This window comes from Streptomyces sp. LX-29 (assembly GCF_029541745.1).
Classification (GTDB): domain Bacteria; phylum Actinomycetota; class Actinomycetes; order Streptomycetales; family Streptomycetaceae; genus Streptomyces.
Map to the genome: position 1 here is coordinate 3,780,125 of NZ_CP089746.1, position 18,928 is coordinate 3,799,052.

Here is an 18,928-nt window from a genome sequence, read left to right on the forward strand (position 1 = left end):
GCTCTACCATCGGCTTATCCGTAGCAAGGCTCTCCTCCGTTTCCGCCCCACTGCCCGGCACCACCCGGCCGGCACCAAGGCCCTACGGAGCATCGGGGGATCCATATGAACAGCGCTCCGCACCTGCTGAAGGAGGACCGCCCGGAATTCGAGCGCGTCCTCAACGAGGCACTGCGTTCCGCGGACCGTCACCCTGAGCTGGCCGCCATGGGAGAACGGCTCACCACCGCACAGCTGCGCACCATGGCGCTCAGCGCCTCCGCCGCCATTTCCGCGTGCGCGGCCAACGAGTACCAGGCGTATGTGGAAATGCGCGAGCGTTTCCGCGCGCCCGCGCCGCGCGGTCCGCACCCCGCCGAGGGCGGTGGCGGCTCGTCCGACCCGGAGGGCGACGCGGCGCCGGGCCTCGGGAGCGGCCCCGATCCCGGTCCCGGTCCCGGTCCCGGGATAGTGGCCGTGGTGGCCGTGCTGGCGCCGGTGCTGGCCGGCGCCGCCTCGGTGATCTTCCTCATCTTCGGCTATGCGCTGCGGATGATCCACCCCGTGCCCTCCATCGCCCAGCCGATGGTCACCGCCGGCTGGCTGTTCGCCGCCCTCACCGCGGCGGGCATCCTGCTCGCCGCGGTCGGCCTGCTGCTCACGGCGGTGCGCAACGGCGCCAGCGCGATCCGCGGCGCGGCGGCCCTGGAGCGGGCGGAGGAGGTGGCGCGGGCCAGAGAGACCTGGCGCCGGGCGCTGCTGGAGCGCGGCGTGCTGCCGTTCCTGCACGAGGCCCTGACGGAGGCCGCCGCGTCCCCACCTTCCGCGGCGGCCTCCCCGCACCCTCCCCGCTCGGCGGAGGGCGCCGGCCGCACCCCCCACCTGGGCTACTCCCGTCCCGGCTTCAGCACCGACGGCGATGGCAGCCCCACCACCCGTCCCCGCTTCAGCAGTCCGGACTTCACCAGCCCCGACTTCGGGGGCCCGGAGCACGGACCGGAATGACGGAAGGACCCGAAGTCGCCTTCCTGTAAGGCGACTTCGGGCCGCCCACTCCGCGCGTCAGTCGGCGATCGGGAGATAGACCCGGTTGCCGGACGCGGCGAACTCCTTGGACTTCTCGGCCATTCCGGCCTCGGCCTCGTCCATTTCCCCGCCGTGCTGGCGCCGGATGTCCTGCGAGATCTTCATGGAGCAGAACTTGGGACCGCACATGGAACAGAAGTGCGCGGTCTTCGCGGGCTCCGCCGGAAGGGTCTCGTCGTGGAATTCGCGGGCGGTGTCCGGGTCCAGGGCCAGATTGAACTGGTCCTCCCAGCGGAACTCGAAGCGGGCGTCGGAGAGGGCGTCGTCCCACTCCTGGGCGCCCGGGTGGCCCTTGGCCAGATCCGCCGCATGGGCGGCGATCTTGTAGGTGATGACGCCGGTCTTGACGTCGTCCCGGTCCGGCAGGCCCAGGTGCTCCTTCGGCGTCACGTAGCAGAGCATCGCGGTGCCCCACCAGGCGATCATCGCGGCGCCGATGCCGGAGGTGATGTGGTCGTAGGCGGGCGCGATGTCGGTGGTGAGGGGGCCGAGGGTGTAGAACGGCGCCTCCTCGCAGATCTCCTGCTGGAGGTCGATGTTCTCCTTGATCTTGTGCATCGGGACATGGCCCGGGCCCTCGATCATGGTCTGCACGTGGTGGCGCTTGGCGATCCGGTTGAGCTCGCCCAGCGTGCGGAGCTCGGCGAACTGCGCCTCGTCGTTGGCGTCGGCGATGGAGCCCGGACGCAGCCCGTCGCCGAGGGAGTAGGTGATGTCGTAGGCCGCGAGGATCTCGCAGAGCTCCTCGAAGTTCTCGTAGAGGAAGTTCTCCCTGTGGTGCGCCAGGCACCAGGCGGCCATGATCGAGCCGCCGCGGGAGACGATGCCGGTCTTGCGGCGGGCGGTGAGGGGGACGTACCGCAGCAGCACGCCGGCGTGGACCGTCATGTAGTCGACGCCCTGCTCGGCCTGCTCGATGACGGTGTCCTTGTAGACCTCCCAGGTCAGCTCCTCGGCCTTGCCGTCGACCTTCTCCAGCGCCTGGTAGAGCGGGACGGTGCCGATGGGGACCGGGGAGTTGCGCAGCACCCACTCGCGGGTGGTGTGGATGTTGCGGCCGGTGGAGAGGTCCATGACCGTGTCGGCACCCCAGCGGGTGGCCCAGGTCATCTTCTCCACCTCCTCCTCGATGGAGGAGGTGACGGCGGAGTTGCCGATGTTGGCGTTCACCTTCACCAGGAACCGCTTGCCGATGATCATCGGCTCGATCTCCGGGTGGTTGACGTTGGCGGGGAGCACCGCGCGGCCCGCGGCGATCTCCTCGCGCACCACCTCCGGGGAGACGTTCTCGCGGATCGCGACGTACTCCATCTCCGGGGTGATCTCGCCCCTGCGGGCGTAGGCCAGCTGCGTCACCGGCTGCCCGTCGCGGCCGCGGCGCGGCAGCCGGGGCCGGCCGGGAAAGACCGCGTCGAGGTTGCGCAGCCCGCCGCGCGGCGAGGTGTGCTTGATCCCGTCGTCCTCGGGGCGCGGTGGACGGCCGGCGTACTCCTCGGTGTCGCCGCGCGCCACGATCCAGTTCTCCCGCAGCGGCGACAGCCCGCGCCGGACGTCCGTCTCGATGTCGGGATCGGTGTACGGGCCGGAGGTGTCGTACAGCGTCACGTCCTGGCCATTGGTGAGGTGCACCTGACGGACCGGGACCTTCAGGTCCGGTCGCGAGCCCGCGATGTACGACTTGTGCCAGCCGATCGCGCGCGTGCGTGCATCCTGCATGGTCATGAGACCCACTCCCTACGCCGGCATTACCCGGTAACAGGTTCAGCGGTCGACGCAGCGGCTTCCGTACGTGTCCGATCCGTACGGAGGTCAGCGCCCTCTCAGCCCGGTGCTCCGAGCTCCCGCGATTGCAAAGGTGCCCCAACGCTAACGGTTGCTCCGGCGTGCTGAACAGGGGGATGGACTTTCCTTGCGATGATCGAACGGTGAGCCCCTCAGCACAGCCCCCACCGCACCCCCCGTCCAGCGAACCGCCCGCCGCCCCCGGAGCCGGCGGCGACCACGGCGGCGGCCCCGGCGCCGGATCCGGCGGCGGCCACGGCCATGCGCACGGCCATGGTCACGGCCATGGCCCCGCCACCCCGGTCTCGGCCCACCTCCGCAAGATCATCGCCGCCGTGCTCATCCCCTTCACCGCCGCCGTCGTCGTCGGCCTGGTCGTGCTGTGGCCGGGCGGGGCGCCCGAGGGCAAGGGCGGCGAGCGCTCCGGCCTCGGCTTCGACCAGCAGACCGTCTCCGGCCGGGTGGTGAAGGTCGAGGAGGTGAAGTGCGCCGACGTCAACGCGCAGCCGCAGGCGCCGCCGCCGGGCGAACCGGGGCAGCCGGCGCAGGGGGAGCCCCCGGCCGAGAGGGACGACCTCTGCAAGCGAGCGACGATCGAGGTCACCTCGGGCAAGGACAAGGGCCGCAGGTTCTCCGAGATCGTGCAGCCGAACGCCTCGCGGCAGTACTCCACCGGCCAGGAGTTGAAGCTGGCGTACGCGCCCAAGGCACCCGAGAACCTCCAGTACTCGGTCAGCGACATCGACCGGTCCGTGCCGATGGCCGTGCTCGCCGCGCTGTTCGCGCTCGCCGTGGTGGCCGTGGGACGGCTGCGCGGCGTCTTCGCGCTGCTGGCGCTGGCCATCAGTTTCGCGGTGCTGACGATGTTCATCCTGCCGGCCATCCTCCAGGGGTCGAACCCGCTGGTGGTGGCGATCGTCGGCGGCAGCGCGATCATGCTCATCGCGCTCTATCTGTGTCACGGACTGACGGCCCGCACCTCGGTGGCCGTAGTCGGGACGCTCATCTCCCTGCTGCTGATCGGGGTGTTGGGCTCGGTGTTCATCGAGTGGGCGGCGCTGACCGGCGACACCGACGACCTGACCGGCCTGGTGCACGGCCTCTACCCGGACATCGAGCTCCAGGGCCTGCTGCTGGCGGGCGTCATCATCGGCTCGCTGGGTGTGCTGGACGACGTGACGGTCACCCAGACCTCGGCGGTGTGGGAGCTCAAGGACGCCGACCCCGAGGCGGGTTGGCGCAAACTGTACGCATCCGCGATGCGGATCGGACGGGATCACATCGCTTCGGTGGTCAACACGCTGGTGCTGGCCTACGCGGGCGCCTCGCTGCCGCTGTTGTTGCTGTTCTCGATCGCGGACAGCAGCGTCGGCACGGTGGCCACCAGCGAGCTCGTCGCCCAGGAGATCGTACGGACGCTGGTGGGCAGCATCGGGCTGGTCGCGTCGGTGCCGGTGACCACCGCGCTCGCCGCGCTGGTGGTCTCCGCCGACCGCGGGCCGGCGGGCGCCGGGCGCGGGGCCGCACGGGCCGGGGCGGGCGGCGGAGACGGCGCGTCCCGAGCCGGGGCGGGCGGCCGCGGCCGACGTCGGCGGGCGAAGCCTCGCGGGCGGTAGGAGCCCGCGCGGCACGCCGCCGAGGGATCGGGCCGCACGGGCCCGGTCCGCCTCCGTCCGCGTCAGCGGACCCCGCCGCGTCAGCGGACCTCAGCCCGCGTAGCGGTCCTCCGCCAGGATGCGGTCCAACTCCGCCTCCAGGTCGCCCACCGGGTCGATGGCGGTGCGCTCCTCGCCGAACGGCACCAACCGGTCCGTGCGGTCCAGGAACGCCACCAGCGGGGCGGCGGCGGAGCGGAACAGGGCCCGCTCGCCGCCCACCTGGAGCCGGATGAAGACGTCGGAGAGGCCCTTGGGGGAGGTGGGGGCGATATGGACATCGCCCTCGCCGGTGGGTGCGCTGAGCCCGTCGAGCAGCAGCTCCCGGGCGAAAGCCCAGGTCACCGGGGCGTCTCCGGGTAGATGGAAGGTGATCTCCACCGCGTACGGGTCGGCGCTGTCGTATCCCAGCTCGACCGGGATGCGGAAGGAGAGGTCGTGGGAGACCACGAAGGACATCGTCACTTCCGCCTGGACTGTGTCGCGCATGTCTCGCATCGTTCGCCGCCCCGAATTCGATTGGGAATGGCCAGGTTTGGATGCCAAGCCCTCTTGACGCCATGCTCCGCCGAGGGCTAGCTGATCACAAGGAGTGGGTCTTCAGATACCGAAAGAGAACGAGAGCGTGCTGATGACCCGGTCGACTCTGGAGCGTAGCGAACCGCTTGCGGAACGCAGTCATCGTGCGCGGATCAAGGGCATGGAAATGGCCAGCGCCTCCGCCCCGCTCAGCCGGAATCGGTGCGATCGATGGGCTCGATGCGGCCGATGTGCTCGATGTGATCAGGACCGGCGCATACACCGCGCCCCACTGCTCCGTCGCCAACAGGCACCCCCTGGGTGTGTCTTCACAGGAGTAATCCCTCACGGCGGCGGATGGGTGCGCGATGTCCCTCCCGAGGCGTACTTGTGGGGCGTTGACACGACGGCAGTAGGACTTCCGCCATGGGCGGGTGATGACTTTCCCATGGGTGGGGAGTGACGCCCGCCCTGGGGGCGCGGGAGTTCGTCAGGGGCGGTGCCGAAAGATCACCAATCGCGGCGCGACGAGGAGGCGGTGAATTTACGGACCGCGTAGATCAGTCCGCCGACGAGCGCCACCAGAAGCAGGATCCGGAAGACCAGCCAGAGGACGACGCTGACCACACTCATGATCAATCCGCCGAAGACCGCGAGCACCAGCACCGGAATGGCGATCCACGTCACCCACCACGGCAAACCCTTGAAGATCTTGGTGGTCACACTCGGTCCCTGCCTTCTCCTGGAATCCGTCGTCTCGCACTTTCGATGCTAGGACGCCAGGACGAGGAAATCCGGCCGCCCGGCCCCCGTCCTCCCCTGACCGTCCCCCTACGGGGTGGCCGGGGCCGCGTCGGCTCCGAGGCGGAGGAGCCGCCTCCGTGGGCTCAGCCCTCCGGCGGGGAGAAGACCACGACGACCCGCAGATCCTCGCTGATGTGGTGGAACTTGTGCGCCACACCGGCCGGCACGTACACCACGCTGCCGCGCGCCACCTGTGTCGTCTCCATGCCGACCGTGATGGACGCGCGTCCGCTGACCACCAGATAGACCTCGTCCTGGCCGTGCGGCCGCTGCGGGTCCACGGCGCCCGCGTCCAATGCGTACAGCCCCACCGACATATTGCGCTCGCGCAGGAACTGCAGATACGCGCCGTCGTTGGCGGCGCGCTCGGCCTCCAGCTCGTCGAGTCGGAACGCCTTCATGTGATCTATCCCCTTGTCCGGCCGCCGTCGTCTGCAACGATCTCAGCCATGAGGAATTTCCTAGTCAAGACGATCGCCAACGCGGCGGCCCTGGCGGTCGCCATCTGGCTGCTCAAGGACATCACTCTCACCGGAGAGAACACCGGCCGCAAGATACTGACCCTGCTCCTGGTCGCGCTTCTCTTCGGCGTGGTGAACGCCATCGTCAAGCCCGTGGTCAAACTGCTGGCGCTGCCGCTGTTCATCCTCACCCTCGGCCTGATCACCCTGGTGATCAACGCGCTGATGCTGCTGTTGACCAGTTGGCTCGCCGAAGAGTTCGACCTCGGCTTCCATGTGGACGGCTTCGGCACGGCCGTGCTCGGCGGCCTGATCATCGCCGTGGTCTCCTGGGCGATGAACGCGGTACTGCCCGATGACAAGGACTGAACACCGTCGAGGATGATGGGGCTCATGAGAGTCCCGTCATTCCGTGTCTGTTTCGTCTGCACCGGCAACATATGCCGTTCCCCCATAGCCGAAGCGGTCTTCCGCGCCCGCGTCGAGGAGGCCGGCCTCGGCGACCTCGTCACGGTCGACAGCGCCGGCACCGGTGGCTGGCACGAGGGGGACGGGGCGGACCGCCGCGCCCTGGCCGTCCTCACCGAGAACGACTACGAGCTCGACCACACCGCCCGCGAGTTCCAGCCCGACTGGTTCGACGAGCTCGACCTGGTGATCGCCCTGGACGGCGAGCACCTGAGCACGCTGCGCGACCTCGCCCCGACCCCCGAGGACGCCGCGAAGGTACGGCTGCTGCGCTCCTACGACCCTTCCGAGCCCGACGACCTGGACGTCCCCGACCCGTACTACGGCAGCATGGACCATTTCCACGAGTGCCTGGAGATGGTCGAGTCGGCCAGCGAGGGACTGCTGGACGCGGTCCGTGCGGCGGTCGCCGACCGTGGGGTCCGAGCGGCGGTGTGACCATGGGCGGCGAGGACGTGCGCGCCGGCGGGCACGAGCCCGCGAGCCCGGACCCGGCGCGAGGGACACCCACCGGCGACGGCGCGACCACCGGCGGCTCCCCGCCGACCGGCCCCGCACCGGCCGGCGAGCCGAGGCGCCGGGGCGACGCCGACGCCACCCGGGCGGTACGGGTCGGGCTCCCCGACGCCGAGACCTACCGGCCGAGCCTGCCGGGCCCCGTCTTCGCCGCGCACTACCACCTGCCCGACGCCGTCGACCTCGGGCAGGCCCCGTACGCCTACGGCCGGGACGCCAACCCCACCTGGACGCTGCTGGAGCGGGCGATCGGCGAGCTGGAATCGCCGGACGCCGCCGCCGAGACCGTCGCCTTCGCCTCCGGCATGGGCGCGATCTCGGCCGTGCTCTTCTCCCAGCTGCGCCAGGGCGACGCGGTGGTCCTCCCCGACGACGGCTACCAGCTGCTGACCGCCGTGCGCGGGCGACTGGAGGGCTACGGCATCGAGGTGCGCACCGCGCCCACCGCCGACGACGGCCAGCTGGCCGTGCTGGACGGGGCGCGGCTGCTGTGGCTGGAGACGCCCTCCAACCCCGGTCTGGACGTCTGCGACATCCGCCGACTCGCCGCCGCGGCGCACGCGCGCGGCGCGCTGGTCGCGGTGGACAACACCCTGGCCACCCCGCTCGGCCAGCGGCCCCTGGAGCTCGGCGCCGACTTCTCGGTCGCCAGCGGCACCAAGGCGCTGTCCGGCCACGGGGACGTGCTGCTGGGCTACGCGGCCACCCGCGACCCGGAGCTGGCCGCCGCCGTGCGCGCGTGGCGCAAAACGGTCGGCGCGATCCCCGGCCCCATGGAGGCCTGGCTCGCCCACCGCTCCCTGGCCACCCTCGCGCTGCGGGTGGACCGACAGGCCGCCAACGCGCTCGCCGTGGCCACCGCGCTGGCCGCGCGCCCCGAGGTCACCGGGGTGCGCCACCCGGGCCTGCCGGGCGACCCCGCGCACCCGGTCGCGGCGCGGCAGATGCGCGCCGGACGGTACGGCTGCGTGGTCTCCTTCGCGCTGCCGGACCGGGCGCACGCCCGACGCTTCCTCGACGCGCTGCGGCTGGTGGACGACGCCACGAGCTTCGGCAGCGTGCGCTCCACGGCCGAGCGCCGCGCGCGGTGGGGCGGCGACGCCGTGCCGGAGGGCTTCATCCGGCTGTCGGTGGGCGTCGAGGACCCCGAGGACCTGATCGCGGATCTGCTGGGCGCGCTGGACCGGGCCGCCGCCCGATCGGCCGACTGAACGCGCCGCACGCCCGCGCTACGCCGCCCCTACGTCAGGCGGGCGTCTCAAGCCTCCCCCCTCGTGGCTTGAGACGCCCCGGCTCTCAGCTTCGAGAGCCGCTCGAACAAGGCTAGTTGACTCTGCGTCAGTGTCCAATCACCGTAGCGACATGGCCCTATCGGCATATTTATAGTTGACCGGCGGCCAGGGCCCGTCGAGCCGAGGGGAACCGTATGGATCTGGCCCTCTTACGCACCTTCGTCACCGTGCACCGCGCCGGGTCCTTCACCCGCGCCGCCGCCCTCCTCGGACTCTCCCAGCCTGCCGTCACGGGCCAGATCCGCGCCCTGGAGCGACAGTTGGGACGCCCGTTGTTCCTGCGCAAGGCGCGCGGGGTGACCCCCACGACCGTCGGCGACGAGCTCGCCCACAAGGTCGCCCCGCACATGGACGCGCTGGTGGAGATCGCCGAGGCCGGGCTGGACGACCCGACCATGCCACGCACCCTGCACCTGGCCGGGCCCCCGGAGTTCACCGCGCTGCGCGTGCTGCCCGCGCTGACTCCGCTGATCGCCCAGGGGCTGACGGTGCGCACCGCCTTCGGCGGCACCGAGGAGTTGTTCGCCGGGATGGCCGCGGGCCACCATGATCTGGCCATCACCACCGGCCGTCCGCGCGGCCGAATGCTCAGGGCCACCCCGCTCTGTGACGAGGAGCATGTGCTGGTGGCGGCGCCGCGGTGGGCGGCCAGGCTGGGCGGCCAGGCGATGCTCCGCATGAAGGGCGTCGACGCGCTGGAACGCCTCCCGATCGTCGAGGTGCACGAGTGCCTCCCCTTCGTCAGCCGCTACTGGACCACGGTCTTCGACGCCAAGCCGGCCGCGCCCGGCACGGTGATAGCGCCGGATCTGCGCGCCGTGTTGGCCACGGTGGCGGCCGGGGCCGGGCTCGGCGTGCTCCCCCGCTATCTGTGCATGGACGCGCTGGACAGCGGTGAGGTGGTGGCACTGCTCAACCCCCCGGTGCCGCCGCTGCGCACGTACTTCCTGGTCGTCCGGGTCGGAGCACTCGCCCATCCGCACCTCGCGCGGGCGCACGAGTGGCTGCTGCGCGCCGCCGTGGACTGGTGAACCGGTGTTTCACCAGGCGCCGCGCGCGGCATCTGTCCTCTATGGCCGAACGACTCGTGGTCAAGCGCACCGCCCGCGCCATCCTGCTGGACGGCGTCGGCTCCAGCCTCGAAATGATCGTGATCAAGCGGACCAAACCCGGTGAGGCTCCCTACTGGATCACCCCGGGCGGCGGGGTGGAGCCCGGTGACGCGAGCGTCGTGGCCGCGCTGCACCGCGAGGTCGACGAGGAGCTGGGGGCGACGGTGACCCGGGTCGTCCCGGCCTTCGTCGACACGGTCGCGCACAGCCTGCACCACGCCGCGCACGGGGTGAAGGTCCAGCACTTCTTCGTCTGCCGACTGGAAACGATGGACCTGTCCCGGCGGCACGGCCCCGAGGTCGAGGAGCCGTGCGGGGAGTACGAGGTGGTGCGCATCCCCTTCACCCGCAAGGGGATCGCCTCCGTGGGCCTGGTGCCGCCCTCGCTCGCCGCCTACCTCGACGCCAACCTCGAGGGCGTGCTGGCGCTGCTCGCCGACGACTTCGGCGCCACCGGATAGCACCGTCCCGGGCACCCGCCCGGCGCACGGTCGTACGGCGGCGGGCGGCCGGTCAGCCGAACCAGTGGGTGAACGGCTGCCCCACGGCCAGATCCGGGCGCTCCGCGCGGTCCAGCGTGCGCCGCACCTCCTGGTGCCACCGCTCGTGGTGGGCCGTGGCCCGCTCCGCACGACGCTGGGGCGCCTGGGCCGCGGCGCCGAAGAAGTCACCGCCCTTGCGCCGGTGGTCGTCCGTCCCCCAGTCCCGCTCGCGGTCGCCGTCGCCGTCGGTCTCGTTCCCGCGGTCCGTACGCCCGCTCCGGCCGGCCGGGTCGCCCTCGCGGTCGACGGCGGCGCGCGGCCGGGGCGGATCCGCCCTGCGCAGCCGCGGGATGTGCTTGGAGCAGTGGATGTACGCCTCCTCGACCGTGATCTCCACCCAGATCACCGCGCGGCGGCCGGGCACCGGGTCGACCGGAACCCCGGGCCGCTCGGCGCGCAGCTCGGCGTCGCCCAGCAGCCGGGCCCGCCCGTTGACGTGCAGGCCGATACGGTCGCGGACGAAGTCCACCAGCAACAGGCCGACATGGGGGTTCTCCTCGATGTTGCCGAGGCTGGCCAGCACCCCGTTGCCCCGGTACTCGGGGTAGGCGAGCGTCCGGTCGTCGAAGACGCGGAGGAAACCGGGCGGCCCGGCGCGGAAGGTGCTGTCGCACTCGCCCCGCCGGTCGGCGGTGGCCAGGAAGAACATCTCCTGGCGGGCGATGAACTCCCGCATCCGGGGGTTGAGCCGGTCCAGCACCTGCTCGTCGTAGAAGCGGTCGGCGCGCGCGGTGGTGTCGAGGCGCTGCTGGAGCGCGCGCTCACCCTCGCTGCCCGGCCTGGCGGCGGCGCCCCGGCCCGAAGCGGGACCCTGGGCCGGCACGCCGTCCAGGGTCGGGACGGGCCCCTGGGCCGGCGCGGCACCGGGCGCCGGCGCGTCGGTCTCCCACCTCATCCCGGCCTCCCGCCCCCTCTCGGCCTCGTGGTCTGCTCGCGGCCCCAACTCAGCTCCCGGCCGCGACGAGTTCTTCGACGGAGTCATGGCGTATCCGGTGGGACGGGATGCCGATGCCCTGCAGGGCGTGCACACCGCTGCGGATCATTCCGGGCGGGCCGGACAGATAGGCGTCGTAGCTGTTCCAGGGGCCGTACTGGCGTACCGCGTCGGGGAGCCGGCCGCTGATCCCGTTGGTCGGGCCGTCCGCGACGACCGGCCGGACCGCGAGCCACGGATGCGACTCGGCCAGCCGCAGCATGGTGTCGATGTCGTAGAGGTCCTGGTCGCTGCGGGCGCCGTAGAAGACCTCGACCGGGCGCTGTCGCCCGTGCTCCGCGACGTCCTCCACCAGCGCCTTGATGGGGGCGATCCCGGTGCCACCGCCCAGGCACAGCAGGCCGTTGTCGGTGCTGTGGTCCACGGTCATGGAGCCGGCCGGGGGACCGAGGCGGATCACGTCGCCGAGTCGGGCGCGGTGCACCAGGGCGGTGGAGACCCAGCCCGCCGGGACCGCCTTCACATGGAAGGCGAGCAGGCCGTCCGGGCGGGGGGCGGCGGCGAAGGAGTAGTGCCGCCAGACCCGAGGCCACCACGGCGTCTCCAGGGAGGCGTACTGCCCGGCGAGGAACGGATAGGGCTGGTCGGGCCGGAGGGTGATCACGGCGATGTCGGAGGTGCGCCGTTCGTGCGCGACCACCTCGGCGTTCCACCAGGCGGGAGCCCGCAGCTCGTCCTCGGCCGCGGCGTCGATCATGATCTGGGAGATGGCGGTGTAGGCGCGCACCCAGGCCGCCTCGGTCGCCGCGTCCCAGGACTCCGGGGCGTAGCGGATGAGTGCGTCGATCAGACACTCGCCGACGGCCGGGTAGTGCTCGGCCAGCGTGCCGTACTTGCGGTGGCCGCGGCCGAGGTTGGTGAGGTACTCGGTGAGGATGTCGGTGTCGTCGACGTGCTTGGCGGCGGTCAGCAGCGCCTTGAAGAGCCGGTCCCGCTGGGCGTCCATGGCGGCGGGGAACAGGTCCCGCACCCCGGGGTTGCGGAGGAAGAGCAGCGCGTAGAAGTACGAGGTCGCCTTGTCGGCGATCGGCTCCAACTCGGCCATGGTGCGGCGGATGAGGATCGCGTCCGGCGACGGGGCGGCCGTGCCGCGTGGGGACGCCGCGGCCGGGAGCGGCGGCGCGGCGGGCGGCATCGGCCCGGGGAGCGGCGGCACGGCGGCGGGCATCGGCCCTGGTGGGGTGGAGGGCGTCGACGGGGCCGGGGCCGGGGTGGTCGGGGCCGGGGCGGACAGGGCCGGCGCCGTCGGGGACATCGCACCGGCCCGCGCGGTCGGCTCTCCGGCAGGGAGGGGGCCCGAGACCCCGGTGCCCGGTGCCGGGGTCGCGTCCCGTCGGGGCGGCTGGGTCCGGGCCGGAGCCGGAGCCGGTCCGGCGCCCGGTCTGGTGGCGGCAGGACCGGGTACCGACTCCGCGGAGCGCTGGTGCTCGATCCGGGCCGGGGCGGGCGGCGTCGGTGCCGGTGTCGACGCCGGGGACGGTGCTGCGGGGGCTCGGTACGGGACGGAGGCGGGGGCGGCGGCGGCCGTCCGGTGCAGAGCGGTCGCCGGGACGGCCGGGGCCGGGCCGGAGACCCGTTCCCACTGTGCCGGTGCGGGCCCCGCCGCCGGCTCGGTACGGCGCTCCGGCGCGCCGCCCGCCGGCACGGCCGGGCTCACCGACCGGCCGGACGGGTGCGGTGCTCGGCCCTCCGGGGACCAGGCCCGACCGCCCGGGCCTGGTCGGGGCGGGTCGGCCGCCAGAGGCGCGTCCGGGGTGCGGGCCGCGGCGCCCGCGGGGTCGGGGTGCTCCGCGAGCCGTGTGTGCTCGAGGCGACCGGTGTGCTCGGCGCGCTCTCCGTAGGCCGTGTTCGCCGGATACGGGGTGGGCTCGACGAGCTCGGCGTGCTCCGCGCCCTTCCCGCTCCCCCTGCTCGGGGTGAACCAGCCCCAGTCGCCGCTGTTGCCGCCGGAGTCGTCGCCGTCGGACGACGTGGTGGTCGGAGCGTCCATGGTTGCCTCGCCTCGAACATCTCTCTGCCGGTCTTCGCACTTCCACGGCGGTCCGCGATCGAGAGAGCGGAGACGCCGTGTGGTGCCCTGCGCATTCCCGTTCCGATGCACTCGGTTCAGCCGGTCTTCGAACGTTCGAGGCCGGCCGCGTATCCCGTCGTGCAGCATGCCAGCAGTCCTGGGTGGCATAGGACAAAAGCCGGAAGTCCACGTGGCGGGAGCCGATTTACCCTAGGGTGGTCGGCTGTCGCGGCACCGCGCTCCGTGCCCTCCCGGCGGGTAACCGCAGTCGACCCTACCGGCCTGGAATAAATGCACAACCCCCTGCCGTGAACACCTCGCCGATCGCGGCATTACCGGCAATTACCCGCGGTTACTCACCAATTCGTATGCCTCGCGGAGATCCCTCCCGGCATACGCGTATGACGCGATTCCACTGAGATGATGGTCGGCGTTCACCGCCACCGACCGCGGTAGCACGGCGAACAGTTCGGCGTCCGACATCGAGTCCCCGTACGCCACGCAGTCGGCCCGGGTCAGCCCGTACTCCGCGCAGAGCTCGTCGGCGATCCGCACCTTGGCGGCCGGGGTGAGGATGCCCGTCGGGTCCACCGGATCGCGGAACGGCACCGAGGGCCAGTGCGAGCCGCGCGCCGCGTGGGCGCCCCAGTCCAGCAGCCGTTCCACGAAGAAGTTGGGCGAGAGGGAGATCACCGCGCAGCGCTCGCCGCGGGCCCGGATGTCCGCCCACACCTCCCGGATCCCGGCCAGCCAGGGCGCTCCCTCGAAGGCGGCGGTCACCTGCGCCTCGGACAGCTCGCCCCACAACGCGCAGGCGCGCTCCGCGAAGCGCGCCGTGCTGAGCCCGCCGGCCGCGAACTCCCGCTCCAGCTCGTGGATTTCCCGCTCGACGCCGAGCTGCCGGGATATCTCGATCGCGGCGGCCGACCCGTGGATCAGCGTGCCGTCGAGGTCGAACAGATGCAGTCTGGTCATGGCCTTGAGGGTAGGCGTCGGCTCGGGGGCGGCCCGGTACCGGCGTCTCCCGGCCGAGCCGCCCCCGGACGTGTCCGTGACACGGGAGGGGCCGTGCACGGACAGCCGTGCCACGGGAGCGGCCGTGACACGGGGGCAGCCGTGACGCCGGGGCCGGTGGCTGCGTCCTCGCCTCCCGGCCCCCGCGGTCGGCGCGTCAGTGTGTGGCGGCCGCGGCCTCCTCCGTGGTCGGGGTCGCCGCCGCGCCGCCGCGCGTCACGATCCGACCACCGCGCGCGGCGCGCCGCTCCAGGGTGGCGGAGAGGATGGCGGTGCCGAGGGCGGCCGCGGCCATCGCGGCGCCGACCCAGCTGGTGGCCGTGTAGCCCAGGCCGCCCGAGATGACCAGGCCGCCGAGCCAGGCGGCGAGGGCGTTGCCGAGGTTGAAGGCGCCGATGTTGGCCGCGGAGGCGAGCGTGGGGGCGGTCGGCGCCTGGTCCATCACCCGCTTCTGGAGCGGCGGCACGGTCGCGAAGCCGAGCATGCCGATGAGGGCGAGGGTGACGGCCGCGGCGACCTTGTGGTGGGCGGTGAAGGCGAAGAGGGCGAGGACCACGGCGAGACCGCCCAGGGAGACGTAGAGCATCGGCATCAGCGCACGGTCGGCGAAGCGTCCGCCGATCAGGTTGCCGACGACCAGTCCGAGCCCGAACAGGACGAGCAGCCAGGCGACGGAGGACTCCGCGTATCCGGCGGCCTCGGCCATCATCGGCGTGATGTAGGTGATGGCCGAGAAGACGCCGCCGAAGCCGAGCACCGTCATGGTCATGGCCAGCCAGACCTGCGGGTTGCGGAAGGCGGCCAGCTCACTGCCGAGCCGGGCCGCGGCCGGGCCCGGGCGGGCCGGAACGAGCGCGGCGATGCCGGCCAGGCCCAGCAGGCCGAGCGCGGCGACGGCGTAGAAGGTGGCGCGCCAGCCGAAGTGCTGCCCGATCCAGGTGCCCATCGGCACGCCGACGACATTGGCGATCGTCAGTCCGGTGAACATGGTCGCGATGGCCTTGGCCCGCTTGTCCGGGGCGACGAGGTCGGCGGCGACCACCGCGCCGATGCCGAAGAACGCGCCGTGCGAGAACGAGGCCAGCACCCGGCCGGCGAGCAGCAACCCGAAACTGGGGGCGAGGGCGGAGAGCAGGTTGCCCGCGATGAAGACGCCCATGAGCAGCATCAGCATCTGCTTGCGGGTGAAGCGGGTGCCGAGGAGCGTCAGCAGTGGGGCGCCGACCGCGACACCGAGGGCGTACCCGGTGGTCGCGTACCCGGCGACGGGGATGGAGACGTCGTAGGTGTCGGCCACCTCGGGCAGCAGACCCATGATCACGAACTCGGTGGTGCCGATACCGAAGGCGCCGATCGCGAGCGCCAGCAGGGCGAGAGGCATAGGGGGTTCCTCGGTCGGGGTGCGCGGGCATCCCGGGGTGGGATCCATTGCGCCAGGACGTAAGAAGCGAACACAATAGTTGCATGCGCGCTTTACTTGCAAGGGCTGACTATTTCGCTGTTGCCCTATCCTGGGAGGGGGCCGCGTCAGGGGAGGCCCCGGTCACATCGGAAGAGGAGGGCCCATGCCGCAACAGCAGGAGCCGAAGACCGTCGAGAACGGCGCGACCGGCGACCCCGGGGGCGGACGGGTGCTGACGCGGGGCTGGTGCGCCCTGTCCTCCCTGCACGGCCGCATCGAGTCCCATGTCGAGCGCGCCCTCCAGGCGGGGCACGGGCTGAGCGCCCGCGAGTTCTCCGTCCTGGACGTGCTCAGCTACCAGCACGACGGGGACGGCGGGCACCTCCAGATGCACCAGCTCGCCGATGTCGTCGTGCTGAGCCAGAGCGCCACGACCCGGCTGGTCAGCCGCCTGGAGGAGCGCGGTCTGCTGTCCCGCTACATCTGCCCGACCGACCGGCGCGGGATCTACACGGACGTGAGCCCGGCCGGTCTCGCGCTCCTGGAGGAGGCGCGCCCCACCAATGAGGCCGCGCTGCGCGAGGCCCTCCAGGAGGCCGCCCGGCGCCCCGAGCTGGCCCCCCTGGTCGAGGCCGTGAAATCCCTGAGACCGACGGGGCCCTGGGCCCTCCTGTCGCCGCGGAAGACCCCGGCGCGCCGCTGAGCGCCGGCGCGGCGGAGAGGCCGGCGCGGCGGACAGGCCGGCGCGGCGGATACGCGGGCGCGGCGGATACGCGGGCGAGACAGGACCCGCGGGCGAGGTGGGCGCGCCGCCGGGCGGGACGCGCCGGCGCGCGGGTCCGCGGGCGAGGTGGTGGCCCGACGGCCGAGCCGCCCCGGCGCGGCGGACAGGCGGGCGAGACGGAACGCCCAGCCGGCGCGGAACGCCTCGCCGGACGCGCCGGCGGGCGAGCGACGGGCCATAGGGTCGCGGGCATGAGCGACTTCGAGATACGCCGCGCCGCCTCCGAGGACGTCCCCGCGATCGTGGCGATGCTGGCCGACGACCCGCTGGGCGCCCGCCGCGAGTCCCCCGACGACCTCGATCCGTACTACCCGGCCTTCGAGCGGGTGGCCGCCGACCCGAACCAGCACCTGATGGTGGCGGTCCGGGACGGCCGCACCATCGGGACGCTGCACCTGACCGTCATCCCCGGGCTGTCCCGGCGCGGGGCCGCCCGCTCCCTCATCGAGGCGGTGCGCATCCACGCCGACGAGCGCGGCAGCGGGCTCGGCACCCTGCTGATCGAGTGGGCGATCGAGGAGTCGCGCCGCCAGGGCTGCCAACTGGTGCAGCTCACCTCGGACGCGACCCGCACCGACGCGCACCGGTTCTACGAGCGGCTGGGATTCGTCGCCTCCCATGTGGGCTTCAAGCTCCCGCTCGGCTGAGCGCCCGCGAAGCGGGGCCCAACTCGGCTGAGCGCCCGTGGCGCGAGGGCCACTCGGCTGAGCACCCGCGAAGCGGGGTCCGTTTCGGCTGAGCACCCGGGAAACGGCGGCCACTCGGCTGAGCGCCCGTGGCACGGGGTGGCCCGGCGGCGGGCCCGCCCCGTTCCGGCTCACTCGGGCGCCATCCGGGCCTGATCCGGGCACGCTCCCGGCGTCAGAGCCCCCGCCAGCCCTGCGGGTCGACCCCGCCGGGCACCACGTCGTCCGATCCGTAGGGCTCGCGGGTGAAGACGAAGGTGCCCACGTCGAGGTGGCTGAGCGCGCCGTCCGCGTCGAGGACCACGCGCAGCGTCTCGCCCAGGTAGTAGCCGTCCAGCCCGGTCCAGGTGCCGTCCGGCTCCGGCCGGAACCGCGAGGCGCGCCCGACGGCGCCGACCGGGGACAGCTCCAGCATCCGCCCGGCCCACAGCCGCAGCACGAAGGGGGTGGCGCCCCAGAACCAGGGGCCGGTCAGCTCCAACAGCGCCGGGTCGACCTCCTCGGCGGGGAGCGGCCGCCAGGGCTCGGGGATGCGCGGCTCGTGCTCGGCCACGATCCGCACCAGGTCGGCGGCGACCGGGCCGACCTGCGGGCCGGAGGTGGCGTTCGCCAGCACGACGGCGGCGAGCCGGTCCTCGGGGCTGATCCACAGGGCGGCCAGGAAGCCGGGCATGGAGCCGCCGTGGCCGAAGAGGAACCGGTCCTGGTGGTGGGTCAGCTGCAGGCCCAGCCCCCAGCCGCCGTCCCGGTCGCCGGGCTGCTGGACGGCGGCCGGCGTACGCATCTCGGCCAGGGTCGCGGCGTCGAGCACCCGATCGTCGCCGTCGAGCAGGAACGCCGCCCACCGGCCCAGGTCCTCGGTGGTCGACCACAGCTCCCCGGCGGGGCCCATCAGCCCGGTCTCGGCGGCCGGTTCGGGCAGCAGCACATCCGCCCAGGGGTGCACGGCCCAGCCGCCGGCGTGCGGCGCGCACGGCCGGGTCGTCGTCCGGCGCAGGTCCAGCGGCTCCAGCACCTCGCGGCGCAGCACCTCGTCCCAGGGCGCGCCGCGCAGCCGCTGCACCAGCGCGCCGAGCAGCGCGAAGCCCGAGTTGGAGTAGTGGAACCGGCGGCCGGCCGGGTGCACCAGCGGCCGTTCACCGAACACGTCTCCCGGCTCGGGGCGCAGCTCTCCCGGCGTCCGCTCCCACCAGGGCCCGCGCGGCTCGGCGGCGAGTCCGGCGGTGTGGGAGAGCAGGTGGGCGACGGTGGCGGTGCCGGCCTCGGTGGCCTCCGGCAGATGGTCGACCAGCGGGTCGTCGAGGCCCAGCAGCCCCTCGTTCCGCAGCCTGAGCACCAGCACCGCGACGAAGGTCTTGGTCAGCGAGCCGATGCGGTACTGGGTGTCGCCGTCCGGGGCGTGCCCGTCCACGCAGCTGCGCGCCCCCGTCCACACCACCCGGCCATCCCGGACCACGGAGCCCACCAGTGACGGGGCGCGCCCCTCCGTCTGGCCGACCGCGAGCCGGTGCAGCAGTGCGCGGCGGGTGGCGGGGAGCGGTGCGGCGAACTCGAGGGCGTCGTACGGGGCGACGGATTCGGCGGTCATGCCCCGCACCCTAGACGCCGATGATCTCGGGACCGTAGACGACCGGCACGGCCGCCTCGCGCGGAGTGGCCGTGGTCGGACGGGACTCCACTGACGTGGTGGTGGCCGGCGGCCTGGTTCGCGTCGGTGCCGATGTGGTCCGCCGGAACCAGAGCCTCCGCAGCGCCCGCCCAACGGGCCCACACCCGCGCTGTTTCCGCCGACGGTGAAGACCGGCCCGACCGGGCTCGACG

Annotated in this window: 18 protein-coding genes and 1 riboswitch; of the genes, 9 read left to right on the forward strand and 9 right to left on the reverse strand. The window is 72.9% G+C overall.

What is annotated here, in order from left to right; genetic code table 11:
- The first annotated feature begins 99 nt into the window (after positions 1-99).
- Positions 100-984: a hypothetical protein gene (locus tag LRS74_RS16250; protein ID WP_277744783.1), complete on the forward strand. Its 885-nt coding sequence runs from the start codon at positions 100-102 to the stop codon at positions 982-984.
- 57 nt (positions 985-1,041) lie between these two features.
- Here the strand turns inward: LRS74_RS16250 and thiC are convergent, their stop codons facing one another.
- Positions 1,042-2,787, reverse strand: a complete 1,746-nt coding sequence (thiC, locus tag LRS74_RS16255; RefSeq protein ID WP_277741674.1) for a phosphomethylpyrimidine synthase ThiC — start codon at positions 2,785-2,787, stop codon at positions 1,042-1,044.
- A riboswitch (TPP riboswitch) is annotated at positions 2,780-2,920 on the reverse strand. It overlaps the preceding gene by 8 nt.
- Positions 2,921-2,963: 43 nt before the next feature.
- Here thiC and LRS74_RS16260 point away from each other — a divergent pair.
- The gene (locus tag LRS74_RS16260; RefSeq protein WP_277741675.1) at positions 2,964-4,463 is read left to right on the forward strand and encodes a YibE/F family protein; all 1,500 of its coding nucleotides are present in this window, start codon (positions 2,964-2,966) and stop codon (positions 4,461-4,463) included.
- Between the two features lie 90 nt (positions 4,464-4,553).
- On the opposite strand, the gene LRS74_RS16265 is transcribed toward LRS74_RS16260, so the two are convergent.
- The 3 genes from LRS74_RS16265 to LRS74_RS16275 all read right to left on the reverse strand — a co-directional run bounded on the left by LRS74_RS16265 (position 4,554) and on the right by LRS74_RS16275 (position 6,226).
- Entirely contained in the window at positions 4,554-4,991 is a 438-nt protein-coding gene (locus tag LRS74_RS16265) for an SsgA family sporulation/cell division regulator (RefSeq protein ID WP_277741676.1), read from the reverse strand.
- Between the two features lie 540 nt (positions 4,992-5,531).
- A complete protein-coding gene (locus LRS74_RS16270; protein ID WP_144383106.1) occupies positions 5,532-5,744 on the reverse strand; it encodes a DUF5326 family protein in 213 nt (70 codons plus the stop codon).
- Between the two features lie 164 nt (positions 5,745-5,908).
- Positions 5,909-6,226 (reverse strand): cupin domain-containing protein, encoded by a 318-nt coding sequence (locus LRS74_RS16275; protein ID WP_144383107.1) that lies wholly within the window; start codon positions 6,224-6,226, stop codon positions 5,909-5,911.
- Between the two features lie 48 nt (positions 6,227-6,274).
- Between LRS74_RS16275 and LRS74_RS16280 the strand changes: the two genes are divergently transcribed.
- The 5 genes from LRS74_RS16280 (at position 6,275) to LRS74_RS16300 (ending at position 10,135) form a co-directional block, all read left to right on the forward strand.
- On the forward strand, positions 6,275-6,655 hold the full coding sequence (locus tag LRS74_RS16280) for a phage holin family protein (protein ID WP_277741677.1): 381 nt from the start codon (positions 6,275-6,277) through the stop codon (positions 6,653-6,655).
- Between the two features lie 24 nt (positions 6,656-6,679).
- Positions 6,680-7,192 (forward strand): low molecular weight protein-tyrosine-phosphatase, encoded by a 513-nt coding sequence (locus tag LRS74_RS16285; protein ID WP_277741678.1) that lies wholly within the window; start codon positions 6,680-6,682, stop codon positions 7,190-7,192.
- Between the two features lie 2 nt (positions 7,193-7,194).
- Complete coding sequence (locus LRS74_RS16290) at positions 7,195-8,481, forward strand: cystathionine gamma-lyase (protein WP_277741679.1); 1,287 nt, start codon at positions 7,195-7,197, stop codon at positions 8,479-8,481.
- A gap of 215 nt (positions 8,482-8,696) precedes the next feature.
- Positions 8,697-9,593: a LysR family transcriptional regulator gene (locus tag LRS74_RS16295; RefSeq protein WP_277741680.1), complete on the forward strand. Its 897-nt coding sequence runs from the start codon at positions 8,697-8,699 to the stop codon at positions 9,591-9,593.
- A gap of 41 nt (positions 9,594-9,634) precedes the next feature.
- Complete coding sequence (locus LRS74_RS16300) at positions 9,635-10,135, forward strand: NUDIX hydrolase (RefSeq protein ID WP_277741681.1); 501 nt, start codon at positions 9,635-9,637, stop codon at positions 10,133-10,135.
- Positions 10,136-10,187: 52 nt separating this feature from the next.
- Here LRS74_RS16300 and LRS74_RS16305 read toward each other — a convergent pair whose 3' ends face one another.
- The 4 genes from LRS74_RS16305 to LRS74_RS16320 all read right to left on the reverse strand — a co-directional run bounded on the left by LRS74_RS16305 (position 10,188) and on the right by LRS74_RS16320 (position 15,616).
- Positions 10,188-11,048 (reverse strand): pyridoxamine 5'-phosphate oxidase family protein, encoded by an 861-nt coding sequence (locus tag LRS74_RS16305; RefSeq protein WP_277744784.1) that lies wholly within the window; start codon positions 11,046-11,048, stop codon positions 10,188-10,190.
- Positions 11,049-11,160: 112 nt separating this feature from the next.
- Entirely contained in the window at positions 11,161-13,200 is a 2,040-nt protein-coding gene (locus LRS74_RS16310) for a globin domain-containing protein (protein ID WP_277741682.1), read from the reverse strand.
- Between the two features lie 363 nt (positions 13,201-13,563).
- Entirely contained in the window at positions 13,564-14,196 is a 633-nt protein-coding gene (locus LRS74_RS16315) for an HAD-IB family phosphatase (RefSeq protein WP_277741683.1), read from the reverse strand.
- Positions 14,197-14,392: 196 nt separating this feature from the next.
- Complete coding sequence (locus LRS74_RS16320) at positions 14,393-15,616, reverse strand: MFS transporter (RefSeq protein ID WP_277741684.1); 1,224 nt, start codon at positions 15,614-15,616, stop codon at positions 14,393-14,395.
- A gap of 184 nt (positions 15,617-15,800) precedes the next feature.
- Here LRS74_RS16320 and LRS74_RS16325 point away from each other — a divergent pair, with 184 nt between their 5' ends.
- Positions 15,801-16,340 carry a MarR family transcriptional regulator gene (locus tag LRS74_RS16325; RefSeq protein WP_277741685.1) on the forward strand — a complete coding sequence of 180 codons (540 nt, stop codon included), beginning with the start codon at positions 15,801-15,803 and terminating at the stop codon, positions 16,338-16,340.
- A gap of 272 nt (positions 16,341-16,612) precedes the next feature.
- Entirely contained in the window at positions 16,613-17,068 is a 456-nt protein-coding gene (locus tag LRS74_RS16330; RefSeq protein ID WP_277741686.1) for a GNAT family N-acetyltransferase, read from the forward strand.
- Positions 17,069-17,282: 214 nt separating this feature from the next.
- Here LRS74_RS16330 and LRS74_RS16335 read toward each other — a convergent pair whose 3' ends face one another.
- A complete protein-coding gene (locus LRS74_RS16335; RefSeq protein WP_277741687.1) occupies positions 17,283-18,695 on the reverse strand; it encodes a serine hydrolase domain-containing protein in 1,413 nt (470 codons plus the stop codon).
- Positions 18,696-18,928 lie beyond the last annotated feature (233 nt).

Coding starts and splice junctions, on each gene's coding strand:
- thiC (WP_277741674.1), bottom strand. CDS start 2,787: ATGACCATGCAGGATGCACGCACGCGCGCGATCGGCTGGCACAAGTCG.
- LRS74_RS16260 (WP_277741675.1), top strand. CDS start 2,964: ATGGACTTTCCTTGCGATGATCGAACGGTGAGCCCCTCAGCACAGCCC.
- LRS74_RS16265 (WP_277741676.1), bottom strand. CDS start 4,991: ATGCGCGACACAGTCCAGGCGGAAGTGACGATGTCCTTCGTGGTCTCC.
- LRS74_RS16275 (WP_144383107.1), bottom strand. CDS start 6,226: ATGAAGGCGTTCCGACTCGACGAGCTGGAGGCCGAGCGCGCCGCCAAC.
- LRS74_RS16280 (WP_277741677.1), top strand. CDS start 6,275: ATGAGGAATTTCCTAGTCAAGACGATCGCCAACGCGGCGGCCCTGGCG.
- LRS74_RS16285 (WP_277741678.1), top strand. CDS start 6,680: ATGAGAGTCCCGTCATTCCGTGTCTGTTTCGTCTGCACCGGCAACATA.
- LRS74_RS16290 (WP_277741679.1), top strand. CDS start 7,195: ATGGGCGGCGAGGACGTGCGCGCCGGCGGGCACGAGCCCGCGAGCCCG.
- LRS74_RS16295 (WP_277741680.1), top strand. CDS start 8,697: ATGGATCTGGCCCTCTTACGCACCTTCGTCACCGTGCACCGCGCCGGG.
- LRS74_RS16300 (WP_277741681.1), top strand. CDS start 9,635: ATGGCCGAACGACTCGTGGTCAAGCGCACCGCCCGCGCCATCCTGCTG.
- LRS74_RS16310 (WP_277741682.1), bottom strand. CDS start 13,200: ATGGACGCTCCGACCACCACGTCGTCCGACGGCGACGACTCCGGCGGC.
- LRS74_RS16315 (WP_277741683.1), bottom strand. CDS start 14,196: ATGACCAGACTGCATCTGTTCGACCTCGACGGCACGCTGATCCACGGG.
- LRS74_RS16320 (WP_277741684.1), bottom strand. CDS start 15,616: ATGCCTCTCGCCCTGCTGGCGCTCGCGATCGGCGCCTTCGGTATCGGC.
- LRS74_RS16325 (WP_277741685.1), top strand. CDS start 15,801: ATGCCGCAACAGCAGGAGCCGAAGACCGTCGAGAACGGCGCGACCGGC.
- LRS74_RS16330 (WP_277741686.1), top strand. CDS start 16,613: ATGAGCGACTTCGAGATACGCCGCGCCGCCTCCGAGGACGTCCCCGCG.
- LRS74_RS16335 (WP_277741687.1), bottom strand. CDS start 18,695: ATGACCGCCGAATCCGTCGCCCCGTACGACGCCCTCGAGTTCGCCGCA.